The sequence below is a fragment of the Streptomyces shenzhenensis genome, assembly GCF_021462265.1.
GTDB classification, from domain to species: domain Bacteria; phylum Actinomycetota; class Actinomycetes; order Streptomycetales; family Streptomycetaceae; genus Streptomyces; species Streptomyces shenzhenensis.
In genome coordinates this window covers 447,922-466,156 of record NZ_JAJONF010000002.1, presented here as the reverse complement: position 1 = coordinate 466,156, position 18,235 = coordinate 447,922, and the positions used below count along the sequence as shown (strand labels likewise).

The window sequence follows — 18,235 nt, the reverse complement described above, 5'->3', positions numbered from 1 at the left end:
AAGCTCGGTGGGTGTGGTGGCCGTGTGGGTGGGAGGCTGTCGGGGGGCATATCAACCTTCCCCTTCGGTTGCCGGCTCTTCCCTTCCTCCTTAGCCGCGGCCTCAGTTGGCGGAGGCGCGTCGTGTTCGGGCAGTCGAGTTGTTCGAGGGCGGCGTCTCAAATGGGGAGATCGCGAGGGCGGTGGGGGTGTGTGCCGAGAGTGTGCGGCGTTGGCGGCGGGTGTGGGAGCAAGACGGTGCTTCGGGCCTGCGCGGACGGGCAGCCACCGGACGGCCACCCAAGCTGGACGACGCCCAGGCCGAGATGGTCCGGGCCGCGTTGGAGGAAGGTGCCCAGGCTCATGGTTTCGAGGCCGACCTGTGGACCTGGAACGAGTCGGCGCGGTCGTCACCCGGACATGGGGGTGGTGTTGTCGAGGGCGTCGGTCTGGCGGCTGCTGACAGGCCGGCTCGGATGGAGCCTGCAACGGCCTGTCGCGGACGGCCCTGGCCGCGTGCTCCTTCGCACGGGTGTCCCTTCGAGTCGACCTTCGCCACGGTCCGGTTGCGGACGAAGGTCACCAAGGGCGCCGGCAGCCGGGGAGCCGCCCTCGCCATGGTCTTCAAGGTGATCGAATCCGCGCAGGCCCGCCGGCGCGCGGTCAACGCACCCCATCTCGTGGTGTTGGTGCGGGCCGGCGCCCGTTTTGAACGCGGCCACCTGGTCGAGCGCCCCGAGGAGGCCGCCGCGTGAACGGCCTCAACGGTGCCGATGACCGTTTTGCCGAGGACGAGCACCAGCGATTCGCCCGCTGCCTGCACGAGCTGACCGTCGTCCGTGACAAAAACGAAGCCGATCTGGTGACCAGAATCCTGCGCGACCCGGACACGACGATGGCGCAGTCGGTCATCGTCCGCCACCTCGACCGACATGCGGCGCAACTGCTGACCGACGAGGGGTTCACCGCCTGGGCCCGCGCGATGGCCGAGATCCAGCGCGGAGCGGGAGTTCCTCGCCCGCCGCCTGCGCGAATGGACCCTGCTTCGGTCCATCACCGTGGGCGAGCCGTGGGGCTCGGAGGAAGTCACCACCGGATCCGACTGGTTCCAGCGCAAGGCCGTCGAGACCCTGCCCTCACCCGCCGTCCTCACTCTGCTCGCCGAGGCCGGAAGAACCCGACGAGTCCGCGCTGACGCCGGCCGCCGACTGCGTCAGCGACACCACAGCGACTGACCTGATCCACAGGTCTTGACTATTCCGCGGCAACCCTGCCGTACAACCCCTCGGCATCTCATGGGTCTTGTTCACGAGGAGTTCGTCTCACCGGAGGTTGAACGACATGGTCTCGAAGCGGATCGCACTGGGCCTGGCGGCCGTCACCACACTGGCGGCGTCGGCCTGGGCCGCCGCGGCTGAGCCGCAGGCCTCCGCGGCCGTACCGACCGGTCCGCGGGCCGACTTCGATCGCGACGGCAGAGCGGACATCGCCATCGGCGCCCCTGGCGGGCAGGTGGGAGGCAGGGCGGGGGCCGGATACGTGTCGATCGTGTACGGCAACGGCGAGACCGCTACGTTCAGCCAGAACACGGCGGGTGTGCCCGGAGCGGCCGAGGCGAACGACAAGTTCGGCCAGACAGTGGTGCCCGTGGACCTCGACGGCGATGCGTACACCGATCTCGTGGTCGGGACACCCGGCGAGCGGATCGGCCAGGTACAGGCCGGCATGCTCATCGTTTTGTGGGGCGGGCCGGACGGACTCGGCCAGGCCACCGCCGTGGACACCGGCGCGAGGGGCGGCGGCGATGTGGGAGCGGTGGTCACGGCCGGCGGCTTCGACGGCGGCCGCCGGGTCGGCCTCGCGGTGAGCGCGCCCGGGGTTGTGCGCCTCCTGAGCGGGATCGGCCGGGACGGCAAGCCCGCCAAGGATTCCCTGTTCTCGCTGTACGACGCCGAGGGCGCCGCCGTGACCGTACGCGACCTGTCCTCCGGAGACGTCAACGGGGACGGGATCACCGACCTGGTCGTGACCGTCACCGACGACGAGGAGGGGGACTCCTGGCGCAGTGCTCTCTACCTGGGCGGCACGTCAGGTCTCACCCGGGTGGGCATCCTCAACGCGGCGAACGGCAAACGCCTCAACGGTCAGCACACCGCCGTCGGGGACGTGAACGGCGACGGCTACGGCGACATCGTGGTCGGCCACGGTGAGGAATGGAACACCGACTCCGGCCGGCCGGAGATCATGGGCGGCGCGGTCGGTGTCGCCTACGGCGGCCCGCAGGGCCTGAGCGACACCCTCGCCCCGGTCTGGGTCAACCAGGACTCCACCGGCGTGCCCGGCGTCAGCGAACCGGGTGACGGTATGGGAACCGGCCTGGCGGTGGCAGACGCCGACGGCGACGGCTACGCGGACGTACTGGCGGGAGTGCCCGGCGAGGACTTCGACGGCCTCACCGACCCGGGCTCCGTCCTGCTGCTCAAGGGCGGTCCGAAGGGACTGACCGGCAGTGGTGCCAAGGTGTTCACCCAGAACTCCGCGGGCGTGCCCGGCGTGGCGGAGAAGGGCGACGGCTTCGGCAAGAGCGCCGCCCTGGGCGGCCGGTTGGTCGTCGGCGCCCCGCAGGAGAACGCCGGCGACGGCTCGGCATGGGCCCTCAACCTCTCGGGGAACTCGACCGCCTACAGCCCCGGCTCCTTCGGCGCCCCGGCCGCGAAAGCCGGGTTCGGCGGCGCCGTGGCCGGCGGCTGACCGGGCGCAGCGACCACCAGGCGGTCCGGGAGTGCGAGCGGGTGGTCCTGGTCCGGGACGGCCTGTCCGCCCACTGGAGCCGGGCGATGCGGGCCTGGGCCGCCGGACAGGACTGGCTCACCCCGGAACGATCACCCGCCTACGCTCCCGAGCTGAACCCGGTGGAACTGCTGTGGTCCTCGCTCAAGAAGCGTGAACTCGCCAACCTCGCCCGCGACCACCTCGCCGATGTCGCCGACGCCACCGAGCAAGGCATCCACCGCATCAACGCCAACCCCCGACTGCCATGGTCATTCCTCGCCCATACCGGCCTGACCATCCGCCCACCGCTCCCACCGAACTTACGAAAAGATCAGTAAGGGCGTCCGCCAGTAGGTCATCGGATGCGGGGTGTGCGGGGCCGAGTGTTCCAACGGTAGAGGGGCCAGGCGCGGCGGATCAGGCAGCGGACGGTGATGATGGTTGAGGCCAGGGCGAGGAAGAACTCGATCGCTGCCTTGCGGCGTTCGGTGCAGCGTCGGAGCTTGCCAAAGTTGTTCATCCAGGAGTTCGTGCGCTCCACCACCCAACGGCCTCCGTTCTGGATCGGGGTCTTCGCGCCGCGTTCGGCGATGCGGGCGTCGACCCGGCGGACAGCCAGGTCCTCGTGGACCATGCGATAGTCGTATCCAGCGTCCAGGGGTGAGGCGCGGGTACTCCGGCAGCGGCCCCAGGGCCGCCTCAAGCGCGGTGAAGCGGTCGAGGGTGGCGGGCAGCAGGGTGTGGTCGCGGGTGTTGGCTGGCGCAGGCTCGATGATCAGCGGTATGCCCGCTCCGTCGGTCAACTGCGAGCGCTTCAAGCCGAGTTTGGCCCGATCGACCGGGCTCTTGCCAGCACACTCGCCACCGGAGGGCGCCTTGGTGATGCAGCCGTCGGCGCTCAGGCGGTCGAACTCAAGGCCGATCATGCGGTCGTAGGCGGCGAGAGCGAGCAGTCGCAAATCCTCCTCAACGTGGCGGCGATCCACTCGTCGCGGCGACGACGCAAGGTGGTGGCCGAGCAGTGCGAGTCTGCGACCCGTTCGTATCCGCAGCCGAAGACCAGCACCTGCACCAGGCGGTCGAAGACGACAGCGTCGCTGATCCGCGGGTTGTGACAGCCCAGCGGATGCAGGTCCTCGCGCACGGGCAGCAGCGCGAGGAATTGGTCGCGGATCGGGTCGAGAATGCATGATGGGACGGTAGGCACGGATCCCCCGGTGATCATGAAGCGTAGAGACTCTATGATCAGGCGAGTCTTGCCTGCCCTGCTGCCACCACCTACTGGCTTAATCGCTAGGGCCCGAAAGGGATTTTGCGTACGGTGCCCGGATGACTTCCAAGCGTGCCCTTCTGCCTCGCTCGACACCGGCCGCCTCGGGGATGTCGTCCCGCTCGATCGCCGCGCTGCTGGATCGGCTCGATGCACGATCCGTGGAGTGTCACTCCCTCATGGTCGTGCACCACGGTCACGTCGTCGCCGAAGGCTGGTGGGCGCCGTACTCGGCCGAACGCCCGCACCTTCTCTACTCGCTGACCAAGTCGTTCACCTCGGTCGCCGTGGGGCTCGCGATCGCCGACGGTCTGCTCTCCCTGGACGATCGGGTGGTGGACGTGCTGCCCGACCACGTCCCAGTCGACGTCTCGGAGCAAGGCAGCCGGATCACCGTTCATCACCTGCTGTCCATGACAGCAGGGCACCCTGCGGACAGCCTTGCCGAAGCCTGGCAACTGGAACCCGACGACCTGGTGAAGGGCTTCCTGCGCTTGCCCTTTTCCGCTGCTGAGGGAACGCGGCACACCTACGACAACTCAACCACCTTCATCCTGGCCCGGATGGTTGAACGTGTCACGGACCGCGGCCTTCCGGAGTTCCTCAACGAGCGCCTCTTCAAGCCGATGGGTGTCGACCACGCCGAATGGGACCGTGTGAAGAGCGGTGCCGCCTTCGGATTCCATGGACTGCACCTCACGACCGAGGCCGTAGCTGCCTTCGGTGAACTGCTGCTGCGTGGAGGCCGTTGGGGCGACCAACAGCTCATCCCGCGCGAATGGGTCGAGCTCGCGACGGGACGGCACATCGACTGCGTGCCGGCCAAGGACGGCGGATCGGACAACGCCGACTTCTCCCACGGTTACGGCTACCAGTTCTGGATGTCCCGTCACGGGTACCACGGTCATGGCGCCTTCGGACAGCAGTGCGTGGTGGTCCCCTCTCACAATCTCGTGGTCGCCGTGACCGCCCAAACGGAGGCTCAAGACCTGCTCGACGCCCTGTGGGAGTGCCTGCTGCCTGGCGTGGGCCATGCGGGAAGCGCCGAGGACGACGAGATCCTCGCCGATCGGCTACAGCAGTTGTCATTGCCGCCGGTGCCTGGTTGCACTGGCCCGGAGCGTTCGGTCACCGCGAGACTGGACGCCTGCGCGGAGGGCTCGGCCCTGCCCGACGGAACGACGGTAATCGTCGATCCCACCGACGGCGGATGGCTCGTCCGATTCGAGTCGCTCTTCGACGTCGAGGTCGGCCACAGCGAGTGGCGGGAAGGCTCCCCGCTCGGGCGACCTGTCATCGCAGCCGGAGGCTGGCAGGGCAGCGTGTTCGTTGCCGATCTTTACGTCATCACCACGCCGCACCGAGTTCGGCTGGTCATCGACGCCACTGCGGCGACCGCGACAGCGACATGGAGCACGCTGCCCCTGACCGGTCCCAATCTGTTGTTGCATGTGCGGTCGCCGCTTATGACACGGCCAGACGTCGCGTAGGAGTGCTATCCGTCGACGATGGGGGTGTGGGCCAGTTTGAGGAGGTCGCTGGGGAGTTCGAGGAGGCGGACGCCTTCCCGTTCCCTCGCATCCGACGACCTACTGGCGGACGCCCTAAGTGATCGAGGAAGTGCCGAACGGCAGGGCGAGTACCCACTGTTGGTTTTCACCGCCATGGCCGTTCCACATGACGGGTCGTGTCTCCCATTTGGCGTCCCAGGGACTGTCGAGGACGGTGCCTGTGCCCTCGCAGCCGAGCGTGTGGGCCCGGCCATCTGGTGAGGGGGTGAGCCGCCATCGCCTCCACGCCACGTCACTCTGCTCCCACATCTGTGGCTGATGCCCGTCCCCCATGCCTCGGCCGGCGTCAAGGACGAGACCGTTCGCGGCGGAGACAATGTGCACTTCTCCCGCGTGGCCTGACGGCCGCAAGTACCACAGCTGATGCGGTTTGCCGTGTGGCCCCCATAGGTGCGGGGAGGTTCCCTGGGCGGTGCCGAGCGCGGTGTCCAGGGCCAGTCCGCTGGTCACAGAAATGATCAAGAAGGGCCCGGCGGTGCGCCGATCACGTCGCCGAAACAACGATTGAATGCTTGTCGTGCCGATGGTGAGGAAAGGAAGGCGTATCTCAACGCTGATGTCACGATCTGCAGGAGCCACGGGAAACAGTATGGGGCGCACGTACTGGACCATGACCGAGTTCGGGGCTATCTGCAGGGAAACTTGGCTCTCAGTATCCCCGGCAGCATCACCTGCTTCGCCGAACTCCCGCCATCGTTGCGAGTCCGTACTGGCTCCTCTCAACGACCCCTTGTCGGGTGTCCTGCACAGCACCCCGGAAGGAGGTAGCGGGCCGGGAACACCTTCCCTCACAGGATGCATCTCCCGGCGGCGAGTGCCGTGATCGCGCACTCGGCGGCGTGCCGTGCCGCGAGCGCGGAGGGGAAGCGGAGGGGAAAGGGCCGCAGCCGTGGGAGGTTCGGCCGGCCGGTCCGTTCGTGATCCGCCACTGTCAGGCGATGCGGGCGGCAGGAAGCGAGCGGTGGTGCCAGACGGGCCGTGCGGCGGCGGGTGCGTTCTGCGCCTCATGGACCAACAAGCTGGCGGCTCCCGTTCTGGGCCCCATGGACCGCGCACTCGACGCCCTCCGCCACAGAACTTCCTGACGACGGGCTCCCGGACGGTGCGCATCCGTTCGCCCGCCGTCTCAGCGGCTCGGCTGCGACGTCTCTCCGCCCTGGACACTGCCGGAACCCAGCTCGCCGCCCCCGTACGGCAAGAGGAGGCCAGGACTCCCGGCAGGCTCTGGCGCGGGCTTCAGCGCCATTACTGGTGTGTCAGAAGCGACGCCCCGCATGCTAGGCAGATACAGGCAAGCGGGCGGCGAGAATGGCGACGTCATCGGCATGATCGGCAGCCAGGCCGGTGAGGAGTTCGTCGCAGAAGGCGTCCAGGGGCTCGCGGGCGAGGGCGGCGGCGTGCTGGCGCAGCCTGGTCATGCCCGCGTCCATGCTTTCACCCCGGCGCTCGATCAGGCCGTCGGTGTAGAGCAGCACGGTGGAGCGGGCCGCCACTACTTCGGCGGCGTCCGGACGTACCTCTTGGGGGTCGACGCCGAGGAGGAGGCCGTGGCCGCCGGCCGGGTAGCGGGTGTCGCCGTCGTAGGTGATCAGCAACGGTGGCGGGTGTCCGGCGCTGGAGAACTCCAGCCTCCACGTGCCGTCGTGGTTCTGGCCGAGCAGGCCGTACAGGCAGGTGGCGGTTGCCCGCGGGTACAGCGAGTGGTGGGCCACATCCAGGCGGCGCAGAATCTTCCCGGGCGGTTCCTGACGATCGCAGGCGATGCCGCGCAGCATGTTGCGCAGTTGGCTCATCGTGATCGCCGCCCGCAGATCGTGGCCGGTGACATCGCCGATGATCATCGTGGTGTGGCCGGTGGGCAGCGGGAAGCTGTCGTACCAGTCGCCTCCGACCTCGGCCGTGGCCGCGGCGGGCGTGTAGCGGGCGGCCAGTTGCAGCGGGCCGGTTGCCGGCAGGGCGGGCAGGGCGGGCAGGGCGGGCAGGGCGGGCAGCAGGGATCGCTGGAGGCGTTCGGCGATGTGCTGGGTCTGCTGGTGCAGCCGCGCGTTGTCCACCCCCAGCGCCATGCGGTGTGCCAGGTCCTCCACCAACGCCAGATCACTGCTGGTCAACGGTGCGCGCCCGGCGCTGCGGCCCACGGTCACCGCGCCCAGAACCTGGCGGCGTGCTCGCAGCGGAGCGACGATCGCGGTGTCCGTGCCCAGCAGCCTGAACAGCTCCAGCTGCCGCGCGTGGAGCGGGTCTGTCGCCCGCCGGCCGGCAGACATGTTCGCGCTCGTCAGCAGAAGCGGGCCCGCACCGGCCAGGACCCGAGCCAGTGGCCCCACGGGAACCTCCGGAACCGGAGGCAGCGCCCCGGTCAGGCCACCGACCGGCAGGACACCGGGATCACGGTGTACGACGCTGACACGGAACGGCCGGCCGTCGTCCTCCAGGAGATCCACCGCGGCCCAGTCCGCGAGCTGCGGAACCATGATTCGGCACACCCGGCTCAGGCTCTTTCGGGGGTCGAGCGTGCTGGACAACGCGGTGGTCGCCTCGGCCAGCAGCGTCAGCCGGTCCAGCGCCCGCTGCACCACGCCGTCGACCTCGAAGTCGTCCACCATCTCCGCCTTCCCCCTGCCGGGCAGCTCCTATCGCGTCACCGAGCCGCGCGGCGCACACGGCGGTATACGGATCGCACGGCCGCCGGTTGTTCCGCTGCCGACCTCCCCGGTTGGACGTCTCCATGGTTCGCTTCCAGCCGCGGGCCGGCGAGTGAGAATCCGATGGTCTGAGCTGGCGGCCGGGTCGCCGGTGCGTACGCCGTGGGCGCCGCGGGCTTCGGCGGTCCTGACGAAGTCGTCTCCGGCCGTCCGGCGGCCTGCCGCCCGCGCCGAGGCGACATGAGCGGCGCGCTGCGGGGCGGCGGCACTGGATCGCGGGGAACGGGGCGGGGCCGAGGCCGGGGGCAACGCGGGACAAGGTTCGCGGGAACTCGCTGACGGATCCCGGCGGGTCTGCCGGGCCGGAGTCGTCAGCGCCGTGTCGGGGGACGCTGCGTCAGTGGTGGGCCGGAGGCTCGGGACGCCGTTTGCCACTGGGCATGACCGGGTGCCGTCCGAGAACGATGACGCCGCTGACCGCCGCGACCACGCCGACCGCCTGCCAGGCCAGTGCGGCCGGTGTGGTGCGCAGCTCGTCGTGGAGGAAGCCGATGCCGCAGGCGATGCCGCTCAGGGGCTCGGCGACGCTCAACGCGGGCAGGGACAGCCGCAACGGCCCGGCCTCGAACGCGCTCTGCACCAGCACCAGCCCCACTACCGCCAGGGCCACGACGGCCCAGGGCTCCCACGAGACCAGCAGTCCGGCGACTCCCCTGGCGCCGACGATGTGACCGGAGACCCGGGTGAGGGCGTCCTGGAGCCCGTAGAGGGTCCCGGCCGCGGCGGCCAGAAGGGGCGGGCGGTACAGCAGTCGCAGGTGCTTGGCGATGACGACGAGGACACCGGCCAGAGCCAGCACGCAGCCGATCACGACCCAGTGCCGCACCACGCCGACCTGGCCCTGACCGCTGTACGGGCGCCCCGCCAGGATGATGGCCGCGACCCCGCAGCTGAGCGCGGCCGCTCCGAGCCACCCGGACCAGCCGAGGGGCTGGTCGCCCAGCCACCGGGCCAGCGCCATCGCGAAAAGGAGGTTCAGGGTGAGCAACGGCTCCACCTCGGCCAGACTCCCCCGAGTCAGTGCCAGTGCCCCCAGAATCTGACCCATGACCATGCACCCGATACCGGCCAGCCAGAGCGGCACCCGCGCAAGGTCCACCAGCAGTCTGAAAGACAGCATGAGAGACAGCGGTTCGCGTTCGGCCGCGTGCTGCTGGAGCACGAAACCGAAACCCAGCAGGCAGGCGGCGGGCACGCTGAGGAGATAGATCACGGTGTGCCATCCTCCTGCCCTTCCCGCGGCGCGGGGTTCGGGAAGGCGGGAGTCCGGTCTGGGCCGTTCGGCAAAGACACCCGGACGGCCCATCGCCCTTCGGCCTGGACGGCCCGTCGACCCGACACGGCAGGGCGCATCGGGGCAGTGCCGGTCCCGTTCGACGCGGTCCCGGGCCCGGCTGCCCGGAGAGCCGGGACGGCCCTCGACAGTCCGGAGCCGGACCGTTGGGCGGGCGGGGAGAAGGTTTGAAAGCGATACGTTGGGGCTACCCCTCGAACGTCTGGTTCTAGCCGTCGGAGACGTCGTCGGAGACATGGATACGGGAAGGCTCGCTCACGAGCAGGGCGGTTCGCGACTCCCGGCCGCCACACCGGGGCCATCGCTCCAGGAGGTCAGCTTGGGACGCGCCGTAGCGGACCCGTACCCGCCCCCGGCCCTCCCCCTGGCGGGTACCGCTTCCACAACAGGTGTGGCGCTCGTGACGGGTGCCTCCTCGGGGATCGGGGCGGCCGTCGCCCGCCGCCTGGCGAAGGACGGGTGGGACCTGCTGGTCTCTGGACGTGACCCCGCCCGGCTGGACGAGGTGGCGCGGGAGACGGCAGGCGTCGCGATCCCCTGCGATCTGGCCGCCGCCGACGGTGCCCGGATCCTCCTCGACCGGGCTCTTCACCAGGTGCGGCACATCGACCTGCTGGTCGCCGCTGCCGGGGTGGGCTGGGCCGGGCCGTTCACCTCGATGCCCGGCAGCGAGGTGGACCGGGTACTCACCGTGGATCTTGGCTCGGTGGTGCATCTGGTCCGGGAGATCCTGCCCCGCATGGTGGCGCGACGCCACGGCCGGCTGGTGCTGATCGGCTCCGTCGCCGGTTGCGTCGGAGTACGGGAGGAAGCGGTGTACTCCGCGGCGAAGGCAGCCCTGGGCGCTTTCGCGGACGCGCTGCGGTACGAGCTGGACGGCACCGGCGTGCGGCTGACGCATGTCGTGCCGGGCGTGGTGGACACTCCCTTCTTCGCCAGGCGAGGAGTGCCCTACTCGCGCACCCGTCCGCGGCCGATTCCGCCCGAACGGGTGGCCGCCGCGGTGGTCGAGGCCGTGGGCAGGGACCGCCCGGAGGTGTTCGTGCCCGGCTGGCTCCGCCTGCCGGCCGCGGTTCGTGCCCTCGCACCCGCGTCGTACCGTCGCCTGGCGGCCAGGTTCGGCTGAACGGTGTCCCGGTGTGGCAGGGCGAGATCGTGGGAGGAGCGGTTCCCGGATGAGAGGAGAAGGACGTGCGGGTCGGTGCCGGCCGAAGCCGGTTGTTCACCAAGGCCGTCGCCGCCGTCCCGGCACTCGTCGCCGCCGGCCACGTCGTGCCGGCCGGGACCTGGCTGGCCGGCCCGCGCCGCACCTGGCTGCCGTCCCTGGCCGGTGTCGGCGACACCGGCCATGTGGCCCTCACGTTCGACGACGGGCCCGATCCGCGATCCACCCCCGCTTTCCTGGACGCAGCCGACGAGATCGGGGTGCGTGTCACGTTCTTCGTGCTCGGAGAGCAGGTGATGTACCACCGGCGGCTGTGCCGCGACATCGTCCGACGCGGTCACGAACTCGCGGTCCACGGCTGGCGGCACAACCGCCCTTGGTGGCCGGCGCCGGCATTGGAGACGCGACAGCTGGCGCGCGCGGCGCAAGCGGTGGCCGACGTGTCCGGCACCGCCCCCACCTGGTACCGGCCCCCGTACGGCATCCTGACCGGCGACCGGCTGCTGGCCGCACGCCGCACCGGTCTGCGCCCGGTCCTCTGGACGGCCTGGGGCCGCGACTGGACCGCGCGGGCCAGCGCGGAGTCCGTGGCGGCGACGGTCCTCCGTGACCTTCGGGGCGGCGGCACGGTGGTACTGCACGACACCGACCGCCACTCCGCACCGGGCTGCTGGCGGGCCACGCTGGCCGCGCTGCCCACCGTGGTGAGCGCCTGCCGGACTGCGGGCCTGACCGTGGGCCCGCTCCGCGAGCACGATGTCGGGGGTGGGCCGGACTGCGACAGCAGCGCCGGGACGACCGGCGTCACCGGCACAGGTGCGGGCACCGGCGCCGCGCTCCGGTGATCCGGCAGCCGAAGGCAGGTCGGCAGCGATCGCTGCACATGGTGGAGATCGGTGGTCCGGCAGGGACGTCAGAGGCTTCCGGCCGCCAGCTGTTCGAGGGGACATACGACGTCGCCCTGGAAGAAGCGGCCGTCGGGGGCCACTCGACGAGCGGTTGTCTCTCCCACCGAGGTGAGACGGTCCAAAGACCGCACCAGCTCCCAGGGGTCAGCCGCGTGCTCGGCCAGGCCGAGCACGGCCATCCGCCGTACACCCTCCGCACCGTGACCGGGGATCGGACGGTACCCGACGACCGGGACGCCGACGGCGAGCGCCTGCAGGGCCATCTGCCCGGCGGCGTTGTCCACCAGTGCCCGGCCGGCCGCCAGCAGGCCCGGCATGTCGTCCACCCATCCCATGGCGAGCGTTCCCGGCACCTTCGACAGGAGGCGGCGCAGGCGCTCGTTCCGCCCGCACAGGACGACCGGCAGGTAGCCGGCCCCGTACAGCAGCCGGGCCGTCGCGCCGAGCCGGCTGCCTACCCCCCACGCGCCGGTGGACAGGACCACGACGGGGCGCCCGTGGCCCGCTGTGAGCCGCTGGCGCCAGGACGCCTCGCCGTCCGGGTGCGGGCGGAAACGGTCCGGCAACAGCGCACCGCAGGCCGTTGCGGGACGCCCCAGACGGTGCCGCACGTCCCGCGCGATCTCCGGGGTGAGGCACAGGTTCAGGTCGTTGCCCCGGTGCAGCCACTGCCGGTGGACGGCGAAGTCGGTGATCACCACCGCGCTCGGCACCGGCAGCCGTCCGTGGGCGCGCATGCGGCCGGTCAGCTGGGCCGCGAGGTGGAAGACCGAGACGACCGCATCGGCACGTTCGGCCGCCACCGCCGCCCGCAGCCGTCCCTCGGCGAGCGTGGCGAGCGGCGCGCTGCCCGGCCGCGCCCCGCCCCCGGCGCGGAAGAAGGCGGTGTAGATGCCGGCGTACACCAGGGGGGCGTGCCGGACCATCGAGCGGTAGAGACCACGCAGCGCGGTGCCCATGCGGGCCGGCAGCATCTCCAGCACATCCGCGACGACAGTCTCGTGCCCGGCCGCACTCAGTCGCCGGGCCAGTTCGCCGGCCACCGCGTCGTGGCCCGACCCCATGCTCGCGCTCAGTACCAGCAGACGGCTCACGTCAGACGCGCTCCGGCTCGACGCCACCGTATTCGAACGCGGGAACACGAGGGACAGAGCCGATGAACGGGACGCAAGCACGCATAAAGTTCATGATTGCGTTGTATCGGGCGGTGAGCAACAGGCGACCCCCACAGAGGTCGGCACCAGACACCCGCCCGTCATAGGTGGCGGATGAGAGGTTTTGTCCGTGCTCATGACGGACAAGCATGTGCGCGGCGGATCCTCACCGCCTGCCGCCGCCCGCCCGCCGGGGCTCGTCGGCTGTCGGCCGGATCCTTGTGAACGACGGGACTTCGCATGAACCTGCTCACCGTCGCCATGGCCCTGCTCTCCGCGCTGTCCAATGGGGCGGCGTCGGTCTTGCAGCGCCGGGCCGCCGTCGAGCCTGACGAGGTCTCCGGCTCTGGAGCCAGAGCGGTAGCGGCCCGGCTCGCGGGACTGCTCAGCCGTCCGTACTGGTGGGCCGGGGCGACGGCCATGATGCTGTCCGCCGTCTTCCAGGTCATCGCTCTGGACGCCGGACAGTTGTCGGTGGTGCAGCCCCTGCTCGCCAGCGAACTGCTGTTCACCCTGCTCATCGGGGCGGTCGTCTTCCGCCGCCGTCCCGACGGCCGGACGTGGTGGTCCTTCGTGATGCTCGCCGGCGGGCTGGCTGTCTTCCTGCTCAGTGCCTCCCCGTCGCCCGGGACGGTCGAGCGGGCCGGCGACTGGCGCTGGCTCGCCGTCGGAGGCGGCCTGGCCTGCGGCGTCGGCGTCCTGCTGGCGGCCGCGACTGCGGTACGCGGCCCCCGGCAGGCCGCGACGCTCGGCGCCGCGACCGCCGCCTGCTTCGCGGTCACCGCCGCACTCATCAAGGAGGTCACCGCACGTTTCCCGCAAGGCCCCGCCGCCGTCCTCACCACCTGGCACACCTACGCCGGTGCCGTCACCGGCCTGCTGAGTGTGCTGCTGCTCCAGTGGACGTTGCGGGCGGGCACCCTGGCCGCCTCTCAGCCCGCCCTGACTATCGGAGACGCCCTGATCAGCGTCGCCCTCGGCGGCCTGCTGTTCGGGGAGAGCATCGCGCTGGGCTGGCGTCTGCTGCCCGAGGCCGTCGGCGTCGGCCTGATGGCGACGGGCATCGTTGGCCTGACCCGGTCGCCCGTGGTGACCGACGGTGGTGGCTGGGACGAGGCGGAGCCGGAGCCACCAGGAGCCCGCCGTGACATGTGAGGCACGCGGGGGGGGCCAGGCAGCCGGCAGCACATCCGTGTGACAGACCGCTTCGGCCGCCCGCCCACGTCGGTGACGCGATCTGTCCGAAGGCCCCGACCACACCGCGGTCACGTCCGCTGGAGTGGTGTGTCGACGGCCACTCGGTGATGGCATCGCGCGCAACTAGTCGAATGCGTTGGACCGGGTGGGCCGCAGCGGCGGCGCCGCGCTCCATGGTGCTGCGGGCGACGCGTTCTGCGAGATGAAAGGGGGCTGTCACGAGGACGAAGTCCGAACGGCGGCCGAAAGTGAGTCGGGCATCGGCCGTCGCGGGCGCGGCATGCGCCGCCGAATCGGTCTGCCGGGAGGCACTCTGGGGCGGCTGCCTTGACCTCATGCCTCCGGGCACGGGCGTGCTCCCGCCCACCCGCCGCGCGCGCCGACCGCACATTCGCGGGTTGCATCACCTCTGTCCATACGCCTGCGGCGCAGACACACGTCACGATGCGGATCGGTCGATCACGGAACGGATCACAAGATATGTGGGTCAGGGGATCTCACGTGTTTCCTGCGTGCCTCGGAGACACATGACCCGGTGGCTGCGAAGTGCGAACATGTCACCGGCGCCGGGTGTGGTCACGCACGACCTGCCCGCAAGGTGTCCAGCAGGCGTCGCGAAGGCGGAGGCAACAGCACCTCCATGAGGCGCCGGAAGACACCGGCGAGGGGGTCCCTCCGCTCCGGCGGCCCGCACCACGTCCGCACACCACGGCCGACCGAGGTCGGCACGAGCGGTGGGACGACACACTTACCCGACAGTACGACCATCATGAATCCCGTGCGGACGGCACCGTCAGGAGCAGCCGGGAAGAGCGGGGTATCGCTCCGTGCGCAGGCATATCGGCGCTTATCGTGAAGAGCAGACATGCTCGGCGAAGCATCAGGCGTTGACACTTATCCGCACGGGCCCCTCGGCATGGGTACCATGCGCAACGTCATTCATATCGAGGGAGTAACGGTTGTGACCAGCCAGTCAGCCGACACACTCCGATCGCGGTATCTGGAACAAGCCGCGTCGGACCTGGAGGAGAATCATCGGCGCCAGCAGGAGTTGACGGAGCGGCTCTCGGCGTTGAAGCGGGAGGAAGCCCTCCTGGCGGACATCCTGAAGCTCGCCGAGCGATACGAGGGCTTGGCGGACGCCTCGCGTCTGCCCGAGCAGGTGCGGGACGAGCCTGCCGTCCCGCGCGAAAAGCGCACCCCCGCCAAAGCCACCGCGCGGCGCTCGACGTCCGCCAAGACCGCTCCGGCGAGCCAGACGGCGAAGGCCGGCACGAAGGGGAGGCCGCGCCGGCCTCTGCTCGCCGACCTCCTGGCGGATCTGCTCGGCGCACACGACGAGCCTCGTCCGGCGAAGGAACTGCGAGACGAGCTGTTGCAGAAGTATCCGGACCGCAACCCGACCCCCCAGGTGGTGCGCAACACCCTCGAGTCCCTGGTCGCCAAGGGCCGCATCCGGCGTCACAAGCAGCAGCGTTCCGTCATGTACACCGTCATCAAGTCCAGTCAACAGCAGAGCACGCCGACGGCCGACTGAACGCGACTGACGCTCGTCGTCCGCTCACGGTCACGGACGGTCAGGCCCACGGCGGCCGCCTCGAGCATGTACCGTCGGCCAGTTCACTCTTTACGATGACGGTGTTCAGGACCCCGGCCATAGAAACCGCCGGGCCGTACCCCGACAGCACCGCGCTCTCCGCCCGGTTCCATACCTGCGTACAGGTGGGGGTCACGGCTTACTGGGTTTCCCGAACCTCGGGACGGCCGTTTGGCCGTGCCGGCGGATGAACGGCGATGCCGACGGCACCTACGTGTGAGTGCGCCATGGAGGCCATGTCCCGCCCTTGTCTTCCGGTGTCTTCCGGTCGGCGCCGCGGGGGTGGAGGTGGGGGTTGGGGGGCGGGTCCCGCGCCGTGGCGTGGAAGGGGCACCGGACCCGCGGTCGAGGGGGCGGGTCAGGCCGCGGCAGCGACGTTGATGGTGACCGGGATGTTGTCGCGCGTGGCCTTGGAGTACGGGCAGATCTGGTGCGCGGCATGCGCGAGTTCCTCAGCGGTCGCCTGGTCGACACCGCCGAGAACGGGGTTGAGGACCGCGGAGAGGGAGAACTCGCCGTCGTCGCCGTGGGTGAGGGTGATCTCGGCCGTGATGGTCGTGCTGGTCAGCCGGATCCTGCGGGAGGTCGCGGCGCGCCGCAGGGCACCGAGGAAACAGGCGGCCCAGCCGGCGGCGAGAAGTTGCTCGGGGTTGGTCGCGGTGCCGGCGCCGCCGAGCTCCTTGGGCAGGGCGAGGTCGATCTCCAGCTGACCGTCGGAGGAACGGGCGTGTCCGCCGTTCCGTCCCTCTCCGTCGACGTCGACAACGGCGGTGTAGCTGACTGCCATGGCTGTGCTCCCCATCTGGGTTCGTTAGATCTTCAGAGGACTTCGATGCGCCCCGGTCGCCTGCCGACCAGGCAGCTTTACTGCGTCACTGGTTGAGGTGGTGACGAAATCACAGCATCCGTGCGCATCACCTGTCAAGACGGTGACTTGCGGCCGCCCCGCGATCCTCACCGCCGCCAATACCACGACAACTCACCAGAGTTGGCGATTCCGGGGAGTCGGACCGTCTGCCCGGGCAAGGCCGACAGCTCCTACACCGGTGCGCATGTACGTCATACGACTGCGCGACTACCGGACACCGCCAGGTGGCGGCACCCTCAGGCCGGGAGCGGCCAGGGCGCCACGCCGCACAGCGCGAGAGCCGGCGACACCTCTTCGTCACCGGCTTGACAGGTGACGAGCTGCGTGTCAGGGTCGTCTCGCCAAGTGGCACGGTGGTCTCGTACGCCCGATGCGAGGGTGGGCCTTCCCGGGCGCGGGCCGGTCACCGGAAACGCATGACGGAGGATTTCCCATGATCAACAGGCGCACTTTCAGCAAGGCCGTCGGCCTGGGCACCGGCGCGGCCGCGGTCTCGCTGGCCGGCCTGCAGGCCGGCGCGTCGGCCGCGACCGCCTCGTACAGGGCGGGCGGCGCTTCCGTCCCGACGGTGCCCGCCGTCACCCCGGGCACCCACACCGGGTTCAGCACGATCAAGCAGGTCACGGCGGGCCCGCTGGACATCGGTTACGCCGAGGCCGGCCCCGCTCACGGCCCGGTCGTCATCTGCCTGCACGGCTGGCCGTACGACATCCACAGCTTCGTCGACGTCGCCCCGCTGCTCGCCGACATGGGCTACCGCGTCCTCGTTCCCTACCTGCGCGGCCACGGCAGCACCCGCTTCCTGTCCCGGCACACCCCTCGCACCGCCGAGCAGTCTGCCGTCGCGCTCGACATCATCGCGTTCATGGACGCACTGAAGATCGAGAAGGCCGTCCTGGCCGGTTTCGACTGGGGCTCGCGCACCGCCGACATCATCTCCGCGCTGTGGCCCGAGCGCGTCAAGGCCCTTGTCTCCACCAGCGGTTACATCATCACCGAGGTCAGTGCGCAGCTCGAGCCGGCCCCGCCGGCCGTCGAGCACAACTGGTGGTACCAGTGGTACTTCGCCACCGAGCGCGGCAAGAAGACCATGGAAGACGTCGAAAAGCGCATCGCGCTGTGCCGCTACGTGTGGACGCTCGTCTCCCCCAACTGGAACTTCGACGAGGCCACCTTCCAGCGCACCGCCGAAGCGTTCAAGAACCCCGACTACGCCGCCATCGTCCTCTACAACTACCGCTGGCGCATCGGTCTCGTCGAGGGCGAACACCGCTACGACCGCTACGAGAAGCAGCTCGCCGCACAACCCCCGATCCACGTTCCCACGATCACCCTCGACCCGGCCCTCGATCCGTTCACCCCGGCCGGCAACGGCACGGGCTACCGCGACCACTTCACCGGCCCCTACGAGCACCGCACCATCGCGGACATCGGCCACAACCTGCCCCAGGAAGCACCCACCACCTTCGCCCAGGCCGTGGTCGACGCCGACCACCTCTAGGAACGACAGCCTCGCGGAGCCGGCCATCTTGCCGGCCCTGCTGACGGTCTCCCCACGAATTCTGTCCGTATTGAAGGAGCGATCACCGGTAACGGTCTGATACAAGCGCATATCAATCCCCAGGATCTTTCACGCCGGAGAAGGAAACGGCGCTTTCCGCCGGCGGACTCCTGCGCCGTGTCCGCCGCATCGCCGTGAGAGCGGTATAGTTCAGCCGTCAACTGCTGCTGCTTGCACGCCAGTTCCTTTTCCTAC

The 18,235-nt window shown here is 70.1% G+C and carries 14 protein-coding genes and 3 pseudogenes; 11 read left to right on the top strand and 6 right to left on the bottom strand.

Annotation, left to right across the window (positions count from 1 at the left end):
- Positions 1–106: 106 nt before the first annotated feature.
- The 5 genes and pseudogenes from LQ326_RS48580 to LQ326_RS48575 form a co-directional block, all read left to right on the top strand.
- Positions 107–349, top strand: a pseudogene (locus LQ326_RS48580) (helix-turn-helix domain-containing protein); the annotation flags it as partial.
- 165 nt (positions 350–514) lie between these two features.
- Positions 515–733 (top strand): annotated as a pseudogene (locus LQ326_RS04565) (IS256 family transposase); the annotation flags it as partial.
- A complete protein-coding gene (locus LQ326_RS04560; RefSeq protein WP_234532767.1) occupies positions 730–1,173 on the top strand; it encodes a hypothetical protein in 444 nt (147 codons plus the stop codon). The pseudogene LQ326_RS04565 and the gene LQ326_RS04560, both read left to right, overlap by 4 nt.
- Before the next feature lie 146 nt (positions 1,174–1,319).
- Positions 1,320–2,729, top strand: a complete 1,410-nt coding sequence (locus LQ326_RS04555) for an FG-GAP repeat domain-containing protein (protein WP_234532765.1) — start codon at positions 1,320–1,322, stop codon at positions 2,727–2,729.
- Positions 2,730–2,815: 86 nt separating this feature from the next.
- Positions 2,816–3,088, top strand: coding sequence for a transposase (locus LQ326_RS48575; RefSeq protein WP_372496728.1), 273 nt, complete (start codon positions 2,816–2,818; stop codon positions 3,086–3,088).
- A 17-nt stretch (positions 3,089–3,105) separates the two neighbouring features.
- Here the strand turns inward: LQ326_RS48575 and LQ326_RS04545 are convergent.
- A pseudogene (locus LQ326_RS04545) lies at positions 3,106–3,957 on the bottom strand (IS5 family transposase).
- Positions 3,958–4,079: 122 nt separating this feature from the next.
- Between LQ326_RS04545 and LQ326_RS04540 the strand changes: the two are divergent.
- Positions 4,080–5,510: a serine hydrolase domain-containing protein gene (locus LQ326_RS04540; protein ID WP_234532761.1), complete on the top strand. Its 1,431-nt coding sequence runs from the start codon at positions 4,080–4,082 to the stop codon at positions 5,508–5,510.
- A 114-nt stretch (positions 5,511–5,624) separates the two neighbouring features.
- Here LQ326_RS04540 and LQ326_RS48570 read toward each other — a convergent pair whose 3' ends face one another.
- The 3 genes from LQ326_RS48570 to LQ326_RS04530 form a co-directional block, all read right to left on the bottom strand.
- Positions 5,625–6,203, bottom strand: a complete 579-nt coding sequence (locus LQ326_RS48570; RefSeq protein WP_372496725.1) for an RICIN domain-containing protein — start codon at positions 6,201–6,203, stop codon at positions 5,625–5,627.
- 665 nt (positions 6,204–6,868) lie between these two features.
- Positions 6,869–8,197, bottom strand: a complete 1,329-nt coding sequence (locus tag LQ326_RS04535) for a PP2C family protein-serine/threonine phosphatase (protein WP_234532759.1) — start codon at positions 8,195–8,197, stop codon at positions 6,869–6,871.
- 436 nt (positions 8,198–8,633) lie between these two features.
- A complete protein-coding gene (locus LQ326_RS04530) occupies positions 8,634–9,509 on the bottom strand; it encodes a DMT family transporter (RefSeq protein ID WP_234532757.1) in 876 nt (291 codons plus the stop codon).
- A 316-nt stretch (positions 9,510–9,825) separates the two neighbouring features.
- On the opposite strand from LQ326_RS04530, the gene LQ326_RS04525 reads away from it, so the two are divergent.
- Complete coding sequence (locus LQ326_RS04525; RefSeq protein ID WP_372496724.1) at positions 9,826–10,716, top strand: SDR family NAD(P)-dependent oxidoreductase; 891 nt, start codon at positions 9,826–9,828, stop codon at positions 10,714–10,716.
- A 65-nt stretch (positions 10,717–10,781) separates the two neighbouring features.
- A complete protein-coding gene (locus LQ326_RS04520) occupies positions 10,782–11,600 on the top strand; it encodes a polysaccharide deacetylase family protein (protein ID WP_234532752.1) in 819 nt (272 codons plus the stop codon).
- A 68-nt stretch (positions 11,601–11,668) separates the two neighbouring features.
- On the opposite strand, the gene LQ326_RS04515 is transcribed toward LQ326_RS04520, so the two are convergent.
- Positions 11,669–12,727: an MGDG synthase family glycosyltransferase gene (locus LQ326_RS04515; RefSeq protein ID WP_268206673.1), complete on the bottom strand. Its 1,059-nt coding sequence runs from the start codon at positions 12,725–12,727 to the stop codon at positions 11,669–11,671.
- Positions 12,728–13,057: 330 nt separating this feature from the next.
- Between LQ326_RS04515 and LQ326_RS04510 the strand changes: the two genes are divergently transcribed.
- Together LQ326_RS04510 and LQ326_RS04505 are read left to right on the top strand one after the other, a co-directional pair.
- Positions 13,058–13,972 (top strand): DMT family transporter, encoded by a 915-nt coding sequence (locus LQ326_RS04510; RefSeq protein WP_234532749.1) that lies wholly within the window; start codon positions 13,058–13,060, stop codon positions 13,970–13,972.
- A 1,003-nt stretch (positions 13,973–14,975) separates the two neighbouring features.
- On the top strand, positions 14,976–15,551 hold the full coding sequence (locus LQ326_RS04505; RefSeq protein ID WP_234532863.1) for a hypothetical protein: 576 nt from the start codon (positions 14,976–14,978) through the stop codon (positions 15,549–15,551).
- Positions 15,552–15,969: 418 nt separating this feature from the next.
- On the opposite strand, the gene LQ326_RS04500 is transcribed toward LQ326_RS04505, so the two are convergent.
- Positions 15,970–16,398, bottom strand: a complete 429-nt coding sequence (locus LQ326_RS04500) for an organic hydroperoxide resistance protein (RefSeq protein WP_234532747.1) — start codon at positions 16,396–16,398, stop codon at positions 15,970–15,972.
- A 514-nt stretch (positions 16,399–16,912) separates the two neighbouring features.
- Here LQ326_RS04500 and LQ326_RS04495 point away from each other — a divergent pair.
- A complete protein-coding gene (locus LQ326_RS04495; RefSeq protein ID WP_234532745.1) occupies positions 16,913–17,980 on the top strand; it encodes an alpha/beta fold hydrolase in 1,068 nt (355 codons plus the stop codon).
- Positions 17,981–18,235: the final 255 nt, after the last annotated feature.